We start from the raw sequence: 18,031 nt of genomic DNA, 5'->3' as shown, positions 1-18,031 counted from the left end.
TCGACAGGCTGGGTCACTCGAGGTGCGCCTTCGCCTGCTCGATGAACAGCGAGGTGTCGAAGAACTCCGAGGGCTCGACGTAGGTGGGGACACCACCGAGCTCGACATAGGCCTGCTCGGCGGTGCCGACCACGTCGAGCACGGTCCCGTCCTCGTAGGCCGCCAGCCACTCCTCGTTGGAGTAGTCGGTCTGGAACCCGACACGGTAGGTCAGGTCCTCGAGCGTCGCCGCGCCCTCGTAGGCCTCGGCGTGCACCTTCTCCAGCGAGCCCTCCGGGTCGGCACGGAAGTCGTCGTTGATGTCGAGCCACGCGTCGATCAGCGTGCGGACGGTGTCCTCGTTCTCTGCGTACCACTCGTTGTTGGCGATCCAGCCGTCACCGACCGCGGCGTCGGGGTAGTTGCCGGCGTCGTCGATCTCGGTCGCGCCCTCGAGCCCCTCCTGCACGCGCAGGTCGAAGGGCACCCACAAGGCGATCGCGTCGGCCGAGCCACCCACGAAGGCCTGCACCGCATCGGGCATCTTGGCGTTGACGACGTCGACCTGCTTGCGGTCGATGCCGGCCTCGGTGACGCGCGGTGCAGGAAGATGTCGGCCGTCGTGCCCTCCGTCGTGACCGGGGGTCTTGCCCTTGAGGTCGGCCGCGCTCTCGATGCCGCTGCCGGGTGCGGCGTAGAGCCGGGCCGTCGCGTTCTCGATCGAGTTGAGCATGATGACCTGCCCCCGGCCCTGCGCCGGGAAGTTGGACGTGACACCGCCCATGATCGCCACGTCGAGGCTGCCGCCGGCGAGCGCCCGGCTGAGCTCGATGCCGGTCGCGAACTCGGTGGTCTCGATGTTCAGGTCGTGGTCGGCCCACTGGCCGTCGATCTGGCCGAGCCAGAGCTTGTCGTCGACCGCGATCGTGTGGAGGTAACCCACCTTGACCGTGGTCGCGTCGTCGCCCGCGCCCGAGCGGACTCGCCGCCCTCGTCGAGGGCGCCGCACGCGGACAGGGCAAGCACGGCTACCAACCCGAGTGACAGGGTGCGCAGCGGCGTACGGAGAGATCTCATGTCTGTGCCTTTCGAAGAGTGCTCCCGGACAGGGGGCGCATGACGCCCTCGAGGTGCCCACGCACCTCGAGGAACTCGGGTTGCAGCCGCGACTGCGGAGTGCGCGGCCACGGGACATCCACATCGATGACCTCGTGGACGCTGGTCGGTCTGTTGCCCAGCACGACGATCCGGTGCGAGAGGTAGATCGCCTCCTCCACCGAGTGCGTGATCAGCAGGGTCGCGCGGCGCTCGGCCCGGCTCGCCTCGTGCAACAGCTCCTGCATGAACTCGCGCGTCTGGGCGTCGAGGGCAGCGAAGGGTTCGTCGAGCAGCAGCACGTCGGGGTCGGTGGCGTACGCGCGAGCGAGCGCGACCCGCTGGCGCATGCCGCCGGAGAGCTCCTTGGGCAGCGCCTTCTCGAAGCCGCCGAGCCCCATCAGGTCGATGTAGCGGCGCACGGTCTCGTCGATCTCCGAGCGCGACCGGCGGTTGCTCTTCAGCGTGAGCCCGAAGGCGATGTTCTTCTCCACGGTCAGCCACGGGAAGATCGCATACTGCTGGAAGACGACACCACGCCGACTCTCCGGCCTCGTGATCCGCTCGCCGTCGAAGCGCACCTCGCCGGAGTCGGTCGCCGGGAAGCCGGCCGCCATGTTGAGCAGCGTCGACTTCCCGCAGCCCGACGGCCCGAGGACGCTGACGAACTCGCCGGGGCCGAGGTCGAAGGAGACGCCGTCGATGACCTCTTTCCGCTTCTTGCCGGCACCGAAGCCGACACGGACGTCGTCGAAGGAGATGCGCGCGTTGCTGATATCGCCCGTCATCGGACCACCCGCTCCTGCCAGCTGACGGCCCGGCGTTGCACGAGCCGGACGCCCATGTCCATCAGGAGCGCGGAGAAGCCGATCAGGATGATCCCGGCGTAGACGTCCTCGGTGCGGAAGAAGCTCGCGGCCCGCTGGATGGACCAGCCCGGGCCGCGCTGGGCCGCGATCAGCTCGGCGGCCACCAGCGTGGCCCACGAGACACCGAGCGCGACCCGGACCGCGACGAACATCTGCGGCACCGTGGCCGGCACGATCACCCGGCGGAAGATCTCGAACTCGGAGGCGCCCAGTGCGCGGCCGGCGCGGACGTAGATGTCGTCGACTGCGGCGATGCCCTCGTAGAGCACCACGACCGAGGCGAAGAACGCCGCCCAGATCAGCACGAAGAGCCGCGCGTCCTCGCCGATGCCGAGGTAGATGATCACCAGCGGGCTCAGCGAGATCGGCGGCAACGCCCGGCAGAAGCTGACGATCGGGTCGAACATCGCCCGCGTCGTGGGGAACCACGCCAGCAGGAAGCCGAGCGGCAGGGACAGCGCGCAACCGACGACGACCCCGATCAGCACACGCAGGACGCTGAGGCGGATGTCGACCAACAACCCGTCGGGCGTCGTCAACCCTGTCCATCCGGCGTCGAGCACCGCGGCCGGGGTGGGGAGGTTCCGTTCCCCCACCACACCCGAGACGGCGGTCAGCCACCACAGGGCGATGACGAGGGCGAAGCCCACGAACGGCAGCAGCGTGCGTCGAAGCGCCTGCACCCGACCTCCTGAGATAAAGTCAATTGACTTGCTGCACATTAGCAGAGGATTGAATGTAATGTGTAACAGGCAAACTCCGTCACGTGAAGGGCATCACATGCAGGTCGAGATCGAGTACGGCGACGGCCACCTCACCGTAGAGGTGCCGGACGACTCCGTGGTGGTGGCGGCAGACCGCACCGACCACGAGCCCCCTCCGCTCACCGACCCCGTCGCCGCGACCCGGGCCGCCCTCGACGCACCGCTCGGCTGCGCGCCGATCACCGGGCTGGTGCGGCCCGGCCAGCGGGTGACGATCGCCTTCCCCGACCGGGTCAAGGGCGGCGCCCACGAGACGGCCCATCGCCGCGTCGTGCTCCCCCAGCTCCTCGACGACCCGGAGCAGGCGGGCGTCGCACCCGAGGACATCCGGCTGGTCTGCGCCATCGGGCTGCACCGCAAGAACCGCTGGGACGAGTTCGAGGCCTACCTCGGAGCCGAGACGATGGCCCGGCTGCCGCGCGCCAACATCGTCAACCACGACGCCGAGGACCCCGACGAGATGGTCGACCTCGGTGTCTCCGCGCTCGGCGACCCGGTGCAGGTCAACCGCGCGGTGATCGAGAGCGACCTCGCGATCATGATCGGCCACACCGCCGGCAACCCCTACGGCGGATTCAGCGGCGGCTACAAGATGCCGGCGACCGGACTGACCAGCTGGCGTTCGATCGCCTCGCACCACGCCCCGCGCAGCCTCTACCGCGACGACTTCGTGCCGGTCTCGACCCGCAGCCGCTTCCAGCGACCAGCTCCGTGCGATCGGGCAGCGGATGGAGGAGGAGATGCCGCAGCCGTTCTTCACCGTCGATGCCGTCCTCGACTCGAAGGCCCGCCAGCTCGGGGTCTACGCCGGCCGCATCCCCGAGGTCGAGCAGGCGTCGTGGCCGCTGGCGACAGCACGCACCGACCTCGTGGTCGACGGCCCGCCCGCCGACGTGCTGCTCATCGGCATCCCCCGCAACTTCCACTACGGCCCGGGCATGGGCTCCAACCCGATCCTGATGACGCAGGCCGTCGGCTCGAGCCCGGTCCGCGCCAAGCGTGCCCCCGGTCGACAAGCCGGTCGTCATCGCCGCCGCCATCTGCGACGGCTGGTTCAACAGCGCAGAGTTCCCGCCATACGTTGCGGCCTTCGAGCTCCTCCAGTCGTGCCAGCACCCGGCCGACATGGTCGCCCACCGGGAGACGCTGGCCACGGATCAGCACTGGATCGACAGCTACCGCCACCACGACGGCTACCACCCGTTCCACGCGTTCTCGATGATCTACGTCGGCGGCATCGCCCGCGAGCACTCCTCCGCGTTCTTCCCGGCCGGGGCCGAGCGTCCCCGACCGGCGCGCGCGATGGGCGCCCGCACCACGGCCACGGTCGAGGAGGCGCTGCGTGAGGCGGCGGCGATCCTGGGCCGCGAGCCGCGCGTGATCGTCGTGCCCGCGCTGTCGCAGCCCGCCTTCCACCTGACCTCCGGCTCGTCGTCCACCGCGTGAGGCTGCTCGCTAGGGTTGGAGGGTGAGCCAGCCGATCGACGTGACGACCGTGGCCGAGGGCATCGCCCGGTTGGCCCGGAGCCACGAGCACACGATCGAGGACGTACGCCGCCGGGTGGCCGCCGCACTGGTCCAGCACTCCCGCGTTGAGACCCGGGTCGATCCCCACGACAAGACCGGCCAGCGGCTCGCCACCCGGTCCGGCATGCACCGCGAGGGCGTGATGCGCGGCGTGACGGTCGGCGACGAGGCCGTCGACCGCATCGTCTACGCCCGGCTGAGCACCGACGCGCCCCTCGACGAGCCGGGCGGGTTCCGCTCGCTGCTCAACTCGTTCCTCCCCGCAAGCGCGCGATCAGCCAGATGCTGATCCGCGACGACGACGGCCGGGTGCTGATCTGCCAGCTCACCTACAAGACCGACTGGGACCTGCCCGGTGGCGTGGTCGAGGTCGGCGAGTCACCGCGGCTCGCGGTCAGCCGCGAGGTCGACGAGGAGCTCGGGCTGGCGATCACGGCCGGCGACCTGCTGCTCACCGACTGGCTTCCCCCGTGGGGCGGCTGGGACGACGCCGTCTGCCCGGTCTTCGACGGCGGCGTCCACGACGCGGCGATCGTCGAGACGATCGTCAAGCAGGAGCGCGAGATCCGTGATGCGCAGTTCTGCACCCCGGAGCAGGTGCGCGAGCGCTCGACCGACTTCACCGCGCGGCGGGTCGAGGCCGCGGTCCGTTCGGTGCTGGCCGGCGGTGCGGCGTACACCGAATCCGGCACCTGACCACCCATCGGAACGCCCCCTGCCCAAACTGCGGCGCGTGGGTGGAAGATGACCGGATGAGCCACTGGGTGTTCGACTTTGCCGAGGGAGACAAGAGCAAGAAGGACCTGCTGGGAGGCAAGGGGGCCAATCTTGCGGAGATGAGCAACCTCGGCCTGCCGGTGCCGCCCTGGGTTCACGATCACCACGGAGGCGTGTCGCGCCTACCTCAAGGAGGGCAGCGAGCCCGAGGGCCTGACGGCCGAGGTCAGCGAGCATCTCGCGAAGCTCGAGCAGGAGATGGGCCGCAAGCTCGGCGACGCCGACGACCCGCTGCTGGTCAGCGTCCGCTCCGGCGCCGCCTTCTCGATGCCCGGCATGATGGAGACGGTCCTCAACATCGGCCTCAACGACGCATCCGTCACCGGCCTCGCGCGCCAGAGCGAGGACGAGCGGTTCGCGATGGACTCCTACCGCCGGCTGCTGCAGATGTTCGGCGGCACCGTGCTCGGCATCCACGGCGAGCACTTCTCCGACGCGCTGGACGGGGCGAAGGACGCCAAGGGCGTCACCGACGACCTCGACCTCGACGTCGACGACCTCAAGGCGCTGATCGAGACCTTCAAGGGACTGATCCGCGAGCACGCCGGCATCGAGTTCCCGCAGGACCCGCGCGAACAGATGGACCGCGCGATCAAGGCCGTCTTCGACTCGTGGAACACCGACCGCGCGGTCCTCTACCGCCGCCGGGGAGCGGATCCCCGAGGACCTCGGCACCGCCGTCAACATCCGGGCGATGGTCTTCGGCAACCGCGGGATGACCAGCGGTTCCGGCGTCTGCTTCACCCGCGACCCCGCCTCCGGCGACCGGGGCGTGTACGGCGACTACCTCCAGAACGCACAGGGCGAGGACGTGGTCGCGGGGATCCGCAACACGGTGTCCCCCGGCAGACATGGAGAAGGTGGACAAGAAGTCGCACGACGAGCTGCTGGAGATCATGGCCACGCTCGAGCAGCACTACCTCGACATGTGCGACATCGAGTTCACCGTCGAGCTGGGCAAGCTGTGGATGCTGCAGACCCGGGTCGGCAAGCGCACTCCCGAAGCGGCGTTCCGGATCGCCGTACACATGGTTGACGAAGGCCTCATCGACATGGACGAGGCGCTGCGCCGGGTCAACGGGGAGCAGCTCGCCAACCTGATGTTCCCGAGGTTCGACACGTCGGCAGCCAAGGACCTGCTCGCCGTGGGCATGAACGCCTCCCCCGGTGCCGCCGTCGGCAAGGCCGTCTTCGACTGGGCGACCGCCGTGGAGTGGGCCGAGCAGGGCGAGGACGTCATCCTCGTGCGCAAGGAGACCACCCCCGAGGACCTGCACGGGATGATGGTCGCGCGCGGAGTGCTGACCAGCCGTGGCGGCAAGACGTCGCACGCCGCCGTCGTGGCGCGGGGCATGGGCCGCACCTGCGTCTGCGGCGCCGAGGCGCTCGACGTCGACACCCGCGAGGGCGAGTTCACCGTCCGCGGCGGCAAGACGATCCGCGAGGGCGACGTCATCTCGATCGACGGCTCGACCGGCGAGGTCTTCCACGGGGAGGTGCCGGTCGTGCCGTCCTTCGTGGTCCGCCACTTCGAGGGAGAGGACGTCGACCAGCCGCTGGTCCGGGCGGTGGCCCGGTTGATGGAGCACGCCGATTCCAAGCGACGACTGCGCGTGCGCACCAACGCCGACACCGCCGAGGACGCGGCCCGTGCTCGCCGCTTCGGGGCGCAGGGCATCGGGCTGTGCCGCACCGAGCACATGTTCCTCGGCGAGCGCCGCCAGCTCGTCGAGAACCTCATTGTCGCGGAGGGTGAGGAGGGCGTGGACGCCGCGCTGGGCGAGCTGCTGCCCCTGCAGCGGCAGGACTTCCCGGAGATCTTCGAGGCGATGGACGGGCTGCCCGTCACCATCCGGCTGATCGATCCCCCGCTGCACGAGTTCCTGCCCGACCTCACCGACCTCTCGGTCGCGATGGCGGTCGCCGACATCCACGGGCACCGCAAGAAGCGCCAGCGCAAGCTGCTCGCGGCGGTCCAGCGGCTGCACGAGTCCAACCCGATGCTCGGCCTGCGCGGCGTGCGCCTCGGCATCGTCATCCCCGGCCTGTTCACGATGCAGGCCCGGGCGATCCTCGAGGCCGCCGCTGAGCGCATCCGCAACGGCGGTCGTGCCGAGCCGGAGATCATGATCCCGCTCGTCGCGAGCGTGCGCGAGCTCGACTCGGTCAAGGGTCGGATCGAGCAGATCGCCTCGGAGGTCGAGGCCGAGCTGGGCGTCACCATCCCGCACAAGATCGGCACCATGATCGAGCTCCCACGCGCGGCGATGACCGCCGGTGAGATCGCCGGGTCGGCGGAGTTCTTCTCCTTCGGCACCAACGACCTGACCCAGATGACGTGGGGCTTCTCGCGCGACGACGTCGAGGCGTCTTTCTTCAGCACCTACCTCGAGCAGGGCGTGTTCCCGGTGTCACCGTTCGAGTCGCTCGACGTGGACGGTGTGGGCGCGTTGGTCCGCAAGGCCGCAACGGACGGCCGCGAGGCCAACCCCGACCTGCACCTCGGCGTCTGCGGCGAGCACGGCGGCGACCCGCGCTCGATCCACTTCTTCGACGAGGTCGGGCTCGACTACGTCTCCTGCTCGCCGTTCCGTGTGCCGGTGGCTCGGTTGGAGGCCGGCCGGGCGACGCTGCCCGCTCGTTGAGCAGGCGCGCCAGCGCCGTGTCGAAACCGAGGCGCCTGACCTACGACAGAGCGGCGAGCGCCTCGTCGTCGAGGGTGAGGTCCCGCGCGGCGACGTTCTCGGCGAGGTGCGTCGGCGACGCCGTGCCCGGGATCGGCAGCATCACCGGCGAGCGCTGGAGCAGCCACGCCAGTGCGACCTGCGACGGCGTCACGCCGAGCCGGTCGGCGATCGGCTGCACGGTCGGGGCCACCGTCTCGGAGAGCTCGAGCGGGCGCCACGGCAGGAAGGCGATGCCCTCGCGCTCGCAGTGCTCGAGCAGGTCCTCGTCGGAGCGGTCGGACAGGGAGTACTTGTTCTGCACCGATGCGATGGGCACGATCTCGCGGAACTCCTCGAGCTGCGCGACGCTCACACGGCTCAGGCCGACCGCCTCGACGACACCGTCGTCGAGCAGGTGCTTGAGCGCGCCAGCCTGGTCGGCGAGCGGCACCGTCGGGTCCACCCGGTGCAGCTGGAAGAGCGGGATCACCTCGAGCTTCAGTCGCAGCCGGGACACGTGCGCCTGCTGGATCAGGTAGTCCGGACGCCCGAGCGGCACCCATCTCGTGCCGGGCCCGGCCTGACCGGCCTTCGTTGCGATCAGCACGCCATCGCCGTACGGGCTCAAGGCGTCGGCGACGAGCTCCTCATTGAGGCCGAGGGCGTAGGCGTCGGCGGTGTCGATGAGCTGGCAGCCGGCCTCCACGGCCGCGCGCGACCGCGATGGCGGTGTCGCGGTCGGGGGGCGTCGCCGAAGGGTGCAGCGCCGCTGAGGCGCATCGCGCCGAAGCCGAGCTGGGCGACGCCGCGGTCGCCGATCCTTACTTCGTGCACAGGAGTTCCTCCACGAGATCTTGTTGTTCTTGTACGGCGCTGCGTGCTCGTCCCGAGGGACGCAGCGCCACCGGGACGCCGACCAGCAGGAGCACGCCCCCGCCGACCTCGGCAGCGTTGGGCCGCTGGTCGAGGATCACCCACGCAGACGCCATGGCGACCACGGGGGCGAGCAGCACCCACGGTACGACCGCACTCGAAGGCCAGCGCGCGAGCAGGCTGTTGAAGATGCCGTAGCCGACGAGGGACGCGAGCCCCGCGGTGTAGAGCGTGGACAGCCCTGCGCGCCAGCCGAAGTCGACCATCGCGACTGTCATGGCGGCCGGACCGTCGATGACCGGGGACAGGGCCAGCAGCGGGACCGGCACCACGACCGCCGACCAGACCGTGAGCGAGAGGCCGCCCGGCACCTTCGTGGCCCGGGCGACGACGTTGCCGATCCCCCACGACAGGGCGCCGAGCAGGCACAGCCCCAGCGCCGCGAGCGGCACGTGGCCCCCGCGACCGAGCGCGACCACCACGAGGCCGACGACTCCGAGCGCGACCCCGGCGGCCCGGGCGACGGTCGGGATCTCGCGCAGCACCCCGGCCGCGATCACGATCGTGAAGACGACCTGCGCCCTGGAGCACCGGGGCGGCGAGTCCGGGCGGCATGCCGGCCGACATGGCGACGTACAGGAAGCCGAACTGGCCCAACGACATGAACACCCCGACCGCGAGGATGCTGCGCCGGGGGTGCGTCCGGGCGCTTGATGAAGAAGATGGCCGGGAGCACGACCGCGGTGAATCGGAGGGCGACGAAGAGCAGGGGCGGCACGTCGGTCATGCCCCAGTCGATGACCACGAAGTTGAACCCCCAGATGGTGGCGACGAGGGCGGCGAGGAGCGAGTCACGTGTGGTCACGAGGCAAAGTCTCTCGATCATGATGATGAAGCACCAGCAAATGGTTCTGCATCTTTCGCAGTAGCATTGCTTCATGATCGACCTTGCTGCCCTGACCAGCCTGCGGGCCGTCGACACGCACGGCTCCGTCGTCGCCGCCGCTGAGGCCCTCGGCTTCACGCCGAGTGCGATCTCCCAGCAGGTCAAGCGCCCGGAGAAGCAGGCGGGTGTCGCGCTGCTGGAGCGGGTGGGGCGCGGCGTGATGCTCACCGAGCACGGGCGCCGACTCGTCACCGACGGGTCGCGGCTGCTGAGCGACCTGGAGCAGCTCGAGTCCGGCCTCCATCGCGATGCGGGACGGGTCGCCGGGCGGCTGCGGGTCGCCGCGTTCTCGACGGCGATGCGCGGGCTGGTCGCTCCGGTCGTGCGCAGGCTGCTCGATCTCCATCCCGATCTGTCACTCACCCTGACCGAGCGCGAGCCCCGGGACACCATCGACCTCGTCGCGTCCGGCCAGCAGGACCTCGGCATCGTGCACAGCTGGGGCGACGTGCCGCTGCACATACCGGAGCACCTCGTCGGCGTCACCATCGCTCGCGACGTCGCCGACGTCATCGTCCCCCGCGGTCACCGGCTCGCCGGCCGGACGCGCGTCTCGCCGCGCGACCTCGTCGACGAGCCGTGGGTGGCCACCCCTGAGGGCTCCATCTGCCGACAGTGGTTGATGCGGATGTACGACGGCACGGGCCGCGCGCCCCGGATCGCGCACGTCGCCATGGAGTTCGACTCCCACCTCGCCCTCGTCGGTGCCGGGCTCGGCATCGCGCTCATCCCGCGGCTGGGGCGCGCGCCGCTGTGCTCCGGACGTGGTCGCTGTTGCCGCCCACCGGCCGGTGCCCACCCGCGAGATCACGGTCCTGCACCGCGCCTCGATGGTCGACTCCCCCGCGGTGCGTGCTGTGGTTGCTGCGCTGCGGCCGGGCTCCTAGTCCCTCACCGCCATGAGGTGCGGTCGGATGATCTCGATGAGCCGGTCGTGAACCCCACGGTCAGCAGCAACGACAAGGCCGCTGCCGGCGTTCAGCTCCTCGCCCGCCGGGTCGCTGACCACACACCCGGCGGCGCGAGACAGTCCGATCCCGGCAGCGAAGTGCACGTTGTCCACCAACGATCCATCCGTGACGTACGCCGCTCGCCGACCCGCCGCCACCCACGCGACTGCCAGCGTCGTGGACAGCACTCGCGGGCCGAACATGGTGCGAAACGCTGGATCGGCAAGCAACTGCGGGCCGAGGAAGGGTCGTCCCGCCGGGCCGTCGCAGTTGACGTCGACGAGGAGCGACCGGGCGGACGGAGATACCCCCACATCCGCACCGTCGAGGCGCACGAAGGCCCCGTGGCCATCGGTCCAGAACGTCTCCCCCGAGATCGGATCTGCCGACACGCCGACCAGTACGTCAGGCCCCTCGACCAAGGCCACGTTGACCGCGACCAGCGGCGTCTGAGCCGCAAAGTTCAAGGTGCCGCACAAGGGGTCGACGAGCCAGCGGCGCGAGCCGGGGCCGCCGCCGGTGCCACTCTCCTCACCGACGCAGGCATCGCCGGGACGGGCCACGCGGATGAACTCGAGGATGGCGCGTTCGGCGTCGAGGTCCGCGTTCGTCGCGAAGTCGAGCCCCGACTTGGCGTGCCCGGTGAGGCCCGTTCCGTAGGCAGCTCGCACGATCCGCGCGCCGGCTTCGGCGGCCGCCAGAGCAACCTCGACATCGGTCAGGTGATTCGTCACCCCGCCATCCTCGCCGACGGGGCGCGGCCCGCTCGGTGTCGGTGGCACGCCTAGCGCTGCGGGCGCGAGGATGAGGCGCATGAAAAGCTCCGAGATGGCAGCGTCGCCCGATCGACCTCCGGCCATGCGGATTGCGCCCCTGACCTTGGCCCACGCCCAGGACATCTGCACGTGGCAGTACCCGTCGCCGTACGACTGCTACGACATGACGGGCGCTCGTCCTGCGAACCTGCTAAACCCAGCCGCCGGGTTCAACGCGGTCCTCATGGAGGGCGAACTCATCGGGTTTCGCTCGTTCGGCGCCGATGGGCAGGTCCCCGGATGGGACTACGACGACGCCGCACTGGACACGGGCGGGGGTCTGCGGCCGTCGCTCATCGGGCAGGGATACGGACGGACCGCGATCCAGACCGGCCTCGCGTTCGGAACGGAGCGGTTCCACCCACCGGCATTTCGGGTCACCGTCGCGTCCTTCAATACGCGCGCTCCGGGTTGTCGCTTCGCTCGGCTTCCAGCCGGTCGGCGAGTTCGAGTCGACCAACGACCAGCGGCGGTATGTCGTCCTCAGTCGCTGATTCACTCGGCCACGTCCGTGCCCATCTCAGACCGGTGCCGACCCGACTCGCGCATGACACGGGATCTAGGATCGCTGCTCGTGGCCGACGATCTGAGCCGATTGAGCCCGGACCAGCGCGGACTACTCGCACGGTGGCTCCCGGATGCACAGGTTCTCGCCGATCTGAGCTGGGGGCTCGTCGAGACGACAGTGCTCGAGCTGGCGAGCGACCGGGGGCCGCCTCATCGCGAAGGCCGGAGGCGTCGCGGACGGCCACATCGCGCGCGAGCTGCGCGCCCACCGGGGAGTGGCTGCATCCGTGGGTCAGCACAGGGCACGCTCCTGTCCTCCTCTTCGGCGACGATTCCGCCAAGCTGCTGGTCACGCGCTACCTCTCGGGCACGCTGGTGCAGGGAACCAGTGCCCGGGATGATCCTGAGACCTACCGGCGGGCCGGCTCGCTTCTTGCCGCCTTCCACGCCCAGCTCTCGGTCGTCGACGAAGACTGGAACAGCAGGTTTCGCGCACGCGTGGAGCGCCATCTGGCCCAACCGCACAGGATCGATCCTGAGATCGTGAGACAGATCCACGCGGAAATCTCCGGGTGGCCGAGCGGCAGCGCGCTCGTCGTGCCGACGCACGGAGACTGGCAACCTCGTAATTGGCTGATCGACGACGGGGTTGTCCGGGTCATCGATTTCGGACGCGCCGACCTGCGTCCCCCGACCGAGGATTTCGTCCGCCCGGCACGGCAGGACTTCGCACGCCAGCCCGGCCTCGAGGCAGCGTTCTTCGACGGTTATGGGTGCGACCCCCGCGAACCGGCGGAGTGGCGCAGGGCCTTGGTCGGCGAAGCAGTCGGCACAGCCGTGTGGGCCTACGGGGTCGGCGACGAGTGGTTCGAGAAGTTCGGCCATCAACTCCTCGCGGCGCTCTACGGCACGCAGGCGTGATCGCCCGGATCTGTCCGTCTACGTCCGCCGGTGGAAGCTGACCTTGCCGTTGGACAGGCGCGTCGTCTCGTAGCGGTCGTCATGGATCACCCGGTGGTGGCGGTGACACAACAACCGCCCGGTGGTGGTGTCGGTGGGTCCGCCCCGGGACCACGGCTGGTCGTGGTGGACATGGCACGCCGCGGGCGGCAGGTCACACCCCTCGGCGGTGCAGCCACCGTCGCGGTGCGCGATCGCGACCCGCTGAGCCTTGGTGTGGAACCGACGGGTGCGGCCGAGGTCGAGGACCTCCGAGGCCCCGCCGAGCACGGCCGGGATGATCCCGGCCTCGCACGCGAGCCGCCGGGCCTGTCCGGCGCTGATCCGGCCACCGGTGTCGAGCGACGCCGCAGCCGGGCCACCCATCAGCGTGCCCCGGGCCCATCGTCACCACGACGGTCGCCGACACCCCACCGCTGGTGGGAAGACGGTCCGCGGCGTAGCGCTCGATCCACTCGATGAAGGCCCACCCGAGGCGCTCGTGCAGCGGCCGCGCATCCCGTTCGGCCTTGGGGTCCGGGTCCCGGGTGGCGTTCTGGTGCTGGGGGGCGGCGATCGCCATCAGCTGCTTGCGGAGCATCTCTCCGGCGCCGGCGGTGGGCAGCGTGAACTTGCCGGTGGTGGTGCCGTTGGGATGGTCGCGCAGCGTGAGGGTGACCTTGCGGGCCGCGGCGGCCTCCTCATCAGCCAACGCCTTCGCCTCGGCGGCCTCGCCCACCTCCGGGGCCACCGTGTCCGGGATCCGCCGCCCCGGGACCTTGAGGGCCTTGGCGTCGTGGTCCTTCGCCGCGATCAGCAGGTGATCGACCGCCGCGGGCTTCACGTCGCCGTGTTCGGCCGGGACCGCATCGACGGCCTTCACGATCACCCACGCCTGATCCACATGCACCCCACCCGCGGCCAACGCGGCCTGCACCGGCGCATAGAGCTCCTCGGACAGCCGCCGACCCAGATGGGTCAACCGGTTCGCCTCCGGACGGGTCAGCAACGAGCGCTGCGCCCACCACTGCCCCGTGTGCCGGGCACCAATACCGTCCCCCAACCGTCGCCGAGACGCCTGTGGTCCGCCTCCCCGACCGCCGCCATCACCACACCGGTAGAGCGGTCCACGAGCCGGGTGGCCGCATCGACCAGCCGAGTGAGGTCCTCGTCAGTCAGGGTCGTGACCGGGATCGAGCCCACGTCGTCGTACGCCGTCTCCAACCGCGCCAGCACAGAGGTCAGGATCGGTGACGGCACAGCCGGGGCACCGGGTGCACGCCAATCCTCATCGATCGACATCGGCACCCCCCGGATCGGCTCGAACCAACCCCGACGGTCGAGTGACTCGGGGTCCGGGGCGCCTTGTCCGGGTGGTGGTTCGATCAGCAGTTCCCTGATGGGATGAGTCGCAGTTTGCTCACCCGCTGATCTGGTCCGCTTTGGGCCGTTTGCTGAAGCAATCGTACGCCCGTTCGAGCAGCCATGGAAGGGCCTCGGGGTCAGGAATCGGCCCAGTTCGCTGCCAGCGAACGCCTTGTGATGTCGACCGGGACATCTGGGGGCCCATCGCGCAGCAAACCTGCGAACGGGGTTCCGAGCCCCGCCGGAAACACAGTGTCGGAAGTCCGCATCAGCTCGGCAGCAGTCCACCAGCCGAAGCCCATGACGCTCCGGGCCTCGACCTCGCTCAACGCCGCTGGGGCCGGGTCGAAATGAGGCACCGAGTGCAGCAGCCACTCTTCGTGGACCTGCCACTCTCGCCCGTCGAAGCGGTAGGTGTCGTCGCGAGTCCACACTGACGTGCCCATTGGCAGCCCTTCCAGCCCGGTCTCTTCGCGAGCCTCGCGCGCGGCCGCCTGCTGGCAGGATTCACCTGCCTCTATCCCTCCGCCAACGGGATACCGGGCCTCCCGCCCGGTGTGAGGATCCTTCGCGTGAATGAGGAGGACACGGTCTTCTTCGTCCACCAACAGGAGCTTCACCGTCTGTCGAGGCACCTGCGGAGTGTAGGCGGCCATCCCGCGAAAACCCCGTCGCTCGCCGCGCAGGCAGCGCCAGCGCTCGTCAAGTCACTCATCCTGCTCGAGTGGCGTGCTTCGACCTGGAGCTCTCGACAACGCCCTCGAGGAGCGTGTACGGCGGTTGAGGGCCCTGCGCCCGCCCCGGGACCTCGGCCTCACGAGCCTGAGGACGCCGACCCTCGTCCTCACCGGAGGATCAAGAGATCTCTACGAGCAGACAGCCGGCGAGCTGAAGCGCAAGGGCGCGCGCCACGAGACGCTGACCGGCGCGACCCACCGCATCCGGGACGACCCGCGCACGAACCCGACGCTCAGGGCCCGGCTCTCAGAACAACGCTGACGCGAGGTTCCGCCGCCCGGCCAGCACCCGCTCGTCGTCGTTGCCGACGGCGGCGAAGAGGCCGAGCAGGTGGTCGCGGGCCTTGGTCCGATCGGCGTCGGACGTCCGCGCGACGAGGTTGATGAGGCGCGTGAACGCGTCGTCCACGTGCCCACCGAGCAGGTCGAGGTCGGCGACGAGGCTCTGGGCGTCCACGTCGTCGGGCGCAGCCGCGGCGGCGGCACGTGCGGCGTTGAGCTCGGCGCCCCGGGTCCGCTGGAGCACCTTGGCCATGGCGAGCCCGGCCACGGCCTCGGCGTCGGCCGGGTTGGCGTCGACGAGCTTCTGGTACTCGGCCACCGCGAGGTCGATGTCGCCCTCGCCCAGCGCGTCCTGCGCTGCGGCGTACCGCGGATCGATCTGCTCCTCCTCGCCCTCGACGGGTGCGACACCGCGCGGCTGGTGCCGCCCGGTGACACCCCGGGTCGTGAGCTGCTGGCCGACCTGCGTCAGCGCGGTGCGCAGCTCGTCGATCGGGACGATGTCCCGGAAGAGCGGCATCGGCCGGCCGTCGACCACGGCGACGACGAGCGGGATCGACTGGATCTGCATGGCATGCGCGATCTGCGGCACGGCGTCGATGTCGACGAGCCCCACGAGGTAGCGACCGTCGAACTCAACCGACACTGCGGCCATGTCGTCGGCCAGCTGACCGCTCTCGGGCATCTGCGTGCGCGAGAAGAACACCAGCAGCACCGGCGCGCTCATCGACGACTCGATGACCTGCTGGAAGTTCTTCTCGGTGACGTCGAGGCTGTACGCCGAGTGGCCGGCCCCCGAGGGAGCACCGGCCGGGGCGCCAGCGGGTGGCGCGGAGCGCTTGAGCGCCGAGAGGTCAATCGCACCGGGACGGGAGAACGGCTGCTGCGTCATGCGGCCATTGTTCCGTGTCGCCCCCCATGACGGCGAATGCACCCCCGTGCACCGGACGCCGGTAGCCTCGCCGCGTGCAAGCCGCCGCCCTCATCGACCGACACCGACACAACGTCGTGCTGCTCGTCCGCTTCGGTGTCGTCGGGGCCTCGGGTGTCCTGATCAACCTGATCACGCTGATCCCGGTGAAGAAGCTCGGGCCCGGCTTCGACGAGGCGGTCTTCGGCCTGCCGATCGGCGAGTTCAACCTGCGCTGGTACCACGTCTACTCGACGATCGCGTTCTTCGTCGCCAACCTCTGGAACTTCCAGCTCAACCGCAGCTGGACCTTCCGCAGCTCCGGCCACACGCGCTGGCTGACGGAGTACCTGCCGTTCCCGGCCGTGGGCCTCGCCGGACAGGCGATCGGACTGGCGCTGCTCACCGGCCTCCTGCACCCGCACTCGCTGATCAGCCTGCCGACCGACGTCCTCGACGACTCGACCGGCTTCCGGACGCGGCTCTACTGGGCCCAGCTGATCGTCATCGCAGTGGTCACGCCTCTGTCCTTCGTGATCAACAAGCTGTGGACCTTCGCGGCGGTCCGCACGCACCACCGGGAGCTGCAGGACCCGATCCACGCTCAGCGGCTCCAGCGGTAGATCTGTCCGTCCCGGATCTCGACCGACGTGGGTGGTCGCGGGGTCGGCACGGATCGCAGGTGCGACAGCACGTCGAGTCGACCACGGAGCGAGACGCGCCGGTCCTGCCAGTGCAGCTGCGGATGCAGCAGCGGCGACAGCGACGCCCAGTCGGACTCGTCGATGCAGGCCCGGGCCGCCATCGCCCGGGCCGGGAGCTCGGGCAGGTCGTGCAGCATCTTCGGCGTGCACATCCGCCATGCGTCGAGCACGAGCTCACGCATCTCGTCAGGACCCAGCGACGGCAGGCGAGCGCACACCCACTGGAAACGCAGGTCTGACGTCGGCGGCAGGAAGAACGTCTCCGGGGCTGACGCGATCAACCCGTCCCGCGCGGCCTTCGGGTAGCCGAAGCCCATCGCCTGCTCGTCGGCCGAGAAGGCGACGTACACGATCTGACCCACGCGGAACTTCCAGAGCCCGCGCACCTCGACCTCGTAGCTGCGCGGCAACGGGGTCGAGGACGCGGCGGACGTCGTCGGCAGTGACCACGAGGGTCAATCTAGACGAGCACGTCCTCACGAGGCGCCGTGCGCCGCGGCGGGCGCTGCTTGTCGACCAGCGCCGAACCCTCGACGTCGAGGTGCGGCAGCAGCCGGTCGAGCCACACGGGCATCCACCAGATCCTGTCGCCGAGGAGCGACATCACCGCGGGCGTGAGCGTCATCCGGATCAGGAACGCGTCGAGCAGTACGCCGACCGCGAGCCCCAGCCCGATCGGGCGGGCCATCGTCATGTGGGAGAAGACGAAGCCGGAGAACACCGCGACCATGATCAGCGCGGCCGCGGCCACGACCCGGGCACCGGAGGCGAAACCGCTGCGCACCGACTGTCGCGCCGTCTGGCCGTGCACGTAGGACTCGCGCATCCCGGAGACCAGAAACATCTGGTAGTCCATCGCCGGGCCGAACAGGATCCCGATCAGCAGCGTCGGCATGAAGCTCATGACTGCGCCCGGGTTGTGCACGTCGAAGACACCGCCGAGCCAGCCCCACTGGTAGACCGCGACCACGACGCCGAAGCTCGCACCGACCGACAGCAGGAAGCCCGCGGTGGCCGGGATCGGCACCAGCACGGAGCGGAAGACGATTGTCAGCAGCACGAGCGAGAGCCCGATGACGAGCGCGATGTAGAGCGGCAGCGCTCCGGCGAGCCGCTCGGACACCTCGATGTTGGCAACGGCCCGGCCGGTCACGCCGAGATCCACGCCATCCGTTGCCGGGTCGGCGGTGACCGGGCCACGCAGCTCGTCGACGAGGTTGACGGTCGTCTCCGCGGACGGCCCCTCCTCCGAGACGACACGGAACGCGATGGTGCGCCGGTCCTCGCTGACACCGATCGGGGAGCACGTCACGCACGCCGTCGACG

The 18,031-nt window shown here is 70.0% G+C and carries 21 protein-coding genes and 3 pseudogenes; 11 read left to right on the top strand and 13 right to left on the bottom strand.

Translation table 11 applies throughout. The annotated features are described in order from the left end of the window. Positions 1 to 13: 13 nt before the first annotated feature. The 3 genes from LP418_RS20890 to LP418_RS20880 all read right to left on the bottom strand — a co-directional run bounded on the left by LP418_RS20890 (position 14) and on the right by LP418_RS20880 (position 2,626). A complete protein-coding gene (locus LP418_RS20890; protein WP_257953511.1) occupies positions 14 to 988 on the bottom strand; it encodes an ABC transporter substrate-binding protein in 975 nt (324 codons plus the stop codon). A 64-nt stretch (positions 989 to 1,052) separates the two neighbouring features. Next, positions 1,053 to 1,862 carry an ABC transporter ATP-binding protein gene (locus tag LP418_RS20885; protein WP_257953510.1) on the bottom strand — a complete coding sequence of 270 codons (810 nt, stop codon included), beginning with the start codon at positions 1,860 to 1,862 and terminating at the stop codon, positions 1,053 to 1,055. After that, positions 1,859 to 2,626 carry an ABC transporter permease gene (locus LP418_RS20880; RefSeq protein ID WP_257953509.1) on the bottom strand — a complete coding sequence of 256 codons (768 nt, stop codon included), beginning with the start codon at positions 2,624 to 2,626 and terminating at the stop codon, positions 1,859 to 1,861. Before LP418_RS20880 ends, LP418_RS20885 begins: the two co-directional genes overlap by 4 nt. A 97-nt stretch (positions 2,627 to 2,723) precedes the next feature. Between LP418_RS20880 and LP418_RS20875 the strand changes: the two genes are divergently transcribed. The 7 genes and pseudogenes from LP418_RS20875 (at position 2,724) to LP418_RS34030 (ending at position 7,656) form a co-directional block, all read left to right on the top strand. Next, positions 2,724 to 3,929 (top strand): nickel-dependent lactate racemase, encoded by a 1,206-nt coding sequence (locus LP418_RS20875; protein ID WP_257953508.1) that lies wholly within the window; start codon positions 2,724 to 2,726, stop codon positions 3,927 to 3,929. After that, the gene (locus LP418_RS20870) at positions 3,926 to 4,153 is read left to right on the top strand and encodes a hypothetical protein (protein WP_257953507.1); all 228 of its coding nucleotides are present in this window, start codon (positions 3,926 to 3,928) and stop codon (positions 4,151 to 4,153) included. Before LP418_RS20875 ends, LP418_RS20870 begins: the two co-directional genes overlap by 4 nt. Before the next feature lie 22 nt (positions 4,154 to 4,175). After that, a complete protein-coding gene (locus tag LP418_RS20865) occupies positions 4,176 to 4,523 on the top strand; it encodes a GNAT family N-acetyltransferase (RefSeq protein WP_257953506.1) in 348 nt (115 codons plus the stop codon). Continuing rightward, positions 4,517 to 4,930: an NUDIX domain-containing protein gene (locus tag LP418_RS20860; RefSeq protein WP_257953505.1), complete on the top strand. Its 414-nt coding sequence runs from the start codon at positions 4,517 to 4,519 to the stop codon at positions 4,928 to 4,930. The genes LP418_RS20865 and LP418_RS20860 overlap by 7 nt, the downstream gene beginning before the upstream one ends. 279 nt (positions 4,931 to 5,209) lie before the next feature. Continuing rightward, a pseudogene (locus LP418_RS34040) lies at positions 5,210 to 5,599 on the top strand (pyruvate, phosphate dikinase); the annotation flags it as partial. 106 nt (positions 5,600 to 5,705) lie between these two features. Further along, positions 5,706 to 5,985, top strand: a pseudogene (locus LP418_RS34035) (pyruvate, phosphate dikinase); the annotation flags it as partial. Further along, positions 5,980 to 7,656: a putative PEP-binding protein gene (locus tag LP418_RS34030; RefSeq protein WP_442940294.1), complete on the top strand. Its 1,677-nt coding sequence runs from the start codon at positions 5,980 to 5,982 to the stop codon at positions 7,654 to 7,656. The pseudogene LP418_RS34035 and the gene LP418_RS34030, both read left to right, overlap by 6 nt. 40 nt (positions 7,657 to 7,696) lie before the next feature. Here LP418_RS34030 and LP418_RS20840 read toward each other — a convergent pair whose 3' ends face one another. The 3 genes from LP418_RS20840 to LP418_RS20830 all read right to left on the bottom strand — a co-directional run bounded on the left by LP418_RS20840 (position 7,697) and on the right by LP418_RS20830 (position 9,415). Next, the gene (locus LP418_RS20840; protein ID WP_257953504.1) at positions 7,697 to 8,383 is read right to left on the bottom strand and encodes an aldo/keto reductase; all 687 of its coding nucleotides are present in this window, start codon (positions 8,381 to 8,383) and stop codon (positions 7,697 to 7,699) included. 115 nt (positions 8,384 to 8,498) lie between these two features. After that, entirely contained in the window at positions 8,499 to 9,110 is a 612-nt protein-coding gene (locus LP418_RS20835) for an EamA family transporter (RefSeq protein WP_257953503.1), read from the bottom strand. Next, positions 9,107 to 9,415 carry an EamA family transporter gene (locus tag LP418_RS20830; protein ID WP_257953502.1) on the bottom strand — a complete coding sequence of 103 codons (309 nt, stop codon included), beginning with the start codon at positions 9,413 to 9,415 and terminating at the stop codon, positions 9,107 to 9,109. The genes LP418_RS20835 and LP418_RS20830 overlap by 4 nt, the downstream gene beginning before the upstream one ends. A 73-nt stretch (positions 9,416 to 9,488) precedes the next feature. Here LP418_RS20830 and LP418_RS20825 point away from each other — a divergent pair. Then, a pseudogene (locus LP418_RS20825) lies at positions 9,489 to 10,229 on the top strand (LysR family transcriptional regulator); the annotation flags it as partial. Between the two features lie 150 nt (positions 10,230 to 10,379). On the opposite strand, the gene LP418_RS20820 reads toward LP418_RS20825, so the two are convergent. Continuing rightward, complete coding sequence (locus LP418_RS20820; RefSeq protein ID WP_257957130.1) at positions 10,380 to 11,261, bottom strand: inositol monophosphatase family protein; 882 nt, start codon at positions 11,259 to 11,261, stop codon at positions 10,380 to 10,382. Between the two features lie 627 nt (positions 11,262 to 11,888). Between LP418_RS20820 and LP418_RS20815 the strand changes: the two genes are divergently transcribed. Further along, positions 11,889 to 12,689 (top strand): phosphotransferase family protein, encoded by an 801-nt coding sequence (locus tag LP418_RS20815; protein WP_257953501.1) that lies wholly within the window; start codon positions 11,889 to 11,891, stop codon positions 12,687 to 12,689. An 18-nt stretch (positions 12,690 to 12,707) separates the two neighbouring features. Here LP418_RS20815 and LP418_RS34025 read toward each other — a convergent pair whose 3' ends face one another. The 3 genes from LP418_RS34025 to LP418_RS20800 all read right to left on the bottom strand — a co-directional run bounded on the left by LP418_RS34025 (position 12,708) and on the right by LP418_RS20800 (position 14,728). Next, on the bottom strand, positions 12,708 to 13,094 hold the full coding sequence (locus tag LP418_RS34025; RefSeq protein ID WP_442939970.1) for a DUF222 domain-containing protein: 387 nt from the start codon (positions 13,092 to 13,094) through the stop codon (positions 12,708 to 12,710). A 615-nt stretch (positions 13,095 to 13,709) separates the two neighbouring features. Continuing rightward, positions 13,710 to 14,009, bottom strand: a complete 300-nt coding sequence (locus tag LP418_RS20805; protein ID WP_257953499.1) for a hypothetical protein — start codon at positions 14,007 to 14,009, stop codon at positions 13,710 to 13,712. A gap of 200 nt (positions 14,010 to 14,209) precedes the next feature. Continuing rightward, positions 14,210 to 14,728: an NUDIX hydrolase gene (locus LP418_RS20800; protein ID WP_257953498.1), complete on the bottom strand. Its 519-nt coding sequence runs from the start codon at positions 14,726 to 14,728 to the stop codon at positions 14,210 to 14,212. A 124-nt stretch (positions 14,729 to 14,852) separates the two neighbouring features. Between LP418_RS20800 and LP418_RS20795 the strand changes: the two genes are divergently transcribed. After that, the gene (locus LP418_RS20795) at positions 14,853 to 15,071 is read left to right on the top strand and encodes a hypothetical protein (RefSeq protein ID WP_257953497.1); all 219 of its coding nucleotides are present in this window, start codon (positions 14,853 to 14,855) and stop codon (positions 15,069 to 15,071) included. Here the strand turns inward: LP418_RS20795 and LP418_RS20790 are convergent. Continuing rightward, the gene (locus tag LP418_RS20790) at positions 15,057 to 15,983 is read right to left on the bottom strand and encodes a co-chaperone YbbN (RefSeq protein WP_257953496.1); all 927 of its coding nucleotides are present in this window, start codon (positions 15,981 to 15,983) and stop codon (positions 15,057 to 15,059) included. The two genes, LP418_RS20795 and LP418_RS20790, sit on opposite strands and share 15 nt — an antisense overlap. Before the next feature lie 74 nt (positions 15,984 to 16,057). On the opposite strand from LP418_RS20790, the gene LP418_RS20785 reads away from it, so the two are divergent. Further along, positions 16,058 to 16,624 carry a GtrA family protein gene (locus tag LP418_RS20785; protein WP_257953495.1) on the top strand — a complete coding sequence of 189 codons (567 nt, stop codon included), beginning with the start codon at positions 16,058 to 16,060 and terminating at the stop codon, positions 16,622 to 16,624. Here the strand turns inward: LP418_RS20785 and LP418_RS20780 are convergent. Together LP418_RS20780 and LP418_RS20775 are read right to left on the bottom strand one after the other, a co-directional pair. Continuing rightward, a complete protein-coding gene (locus LP418_RS20780; RefSeq protein ID WP_257953494.1) occupies positions 16,606 to 17,115 on the bottom strand; it encodes a hypothetical protein in 510 nt (169 codons plus the stop codon). The genes LP418_RS20785 and LP418_RS20780 overlap by 19 nt on opposite strands. A 50-nt stretch (positions 17,116 to 17,165) precedes the next feature. Continuing rightward, positions 17,166 to 18,017 carry an MMPL family transporter gene (locus tag LP418_RS20775; protein WP_257953493.1) on the bottom strand — a complete coding sequence of 284 codons (852 nt, stop codon included), beginning with the start codon at positions 18,015 to 18,017 and terminating at the stop codon, positions 17,166 to 17,168. Between the last annotated feature and the right edge of the window lie 14 nt (positions 18,018 to 18,031).

Origin of the sequence: Nocardioides sp. B-3, assembly GCF_024703895.1 — a bacterium.
Taxonomy (GTDB): Bacteria; Actinomycetota; Actinomycetes; order Propionibacteriales; family Nocardioidaceae; genus Nocardioides.
The sequence above is the reverse complement of the archived record's forward strand: the minus strand, read 5'-3'. Positions and strand labels throughout refer to the sequence as shown.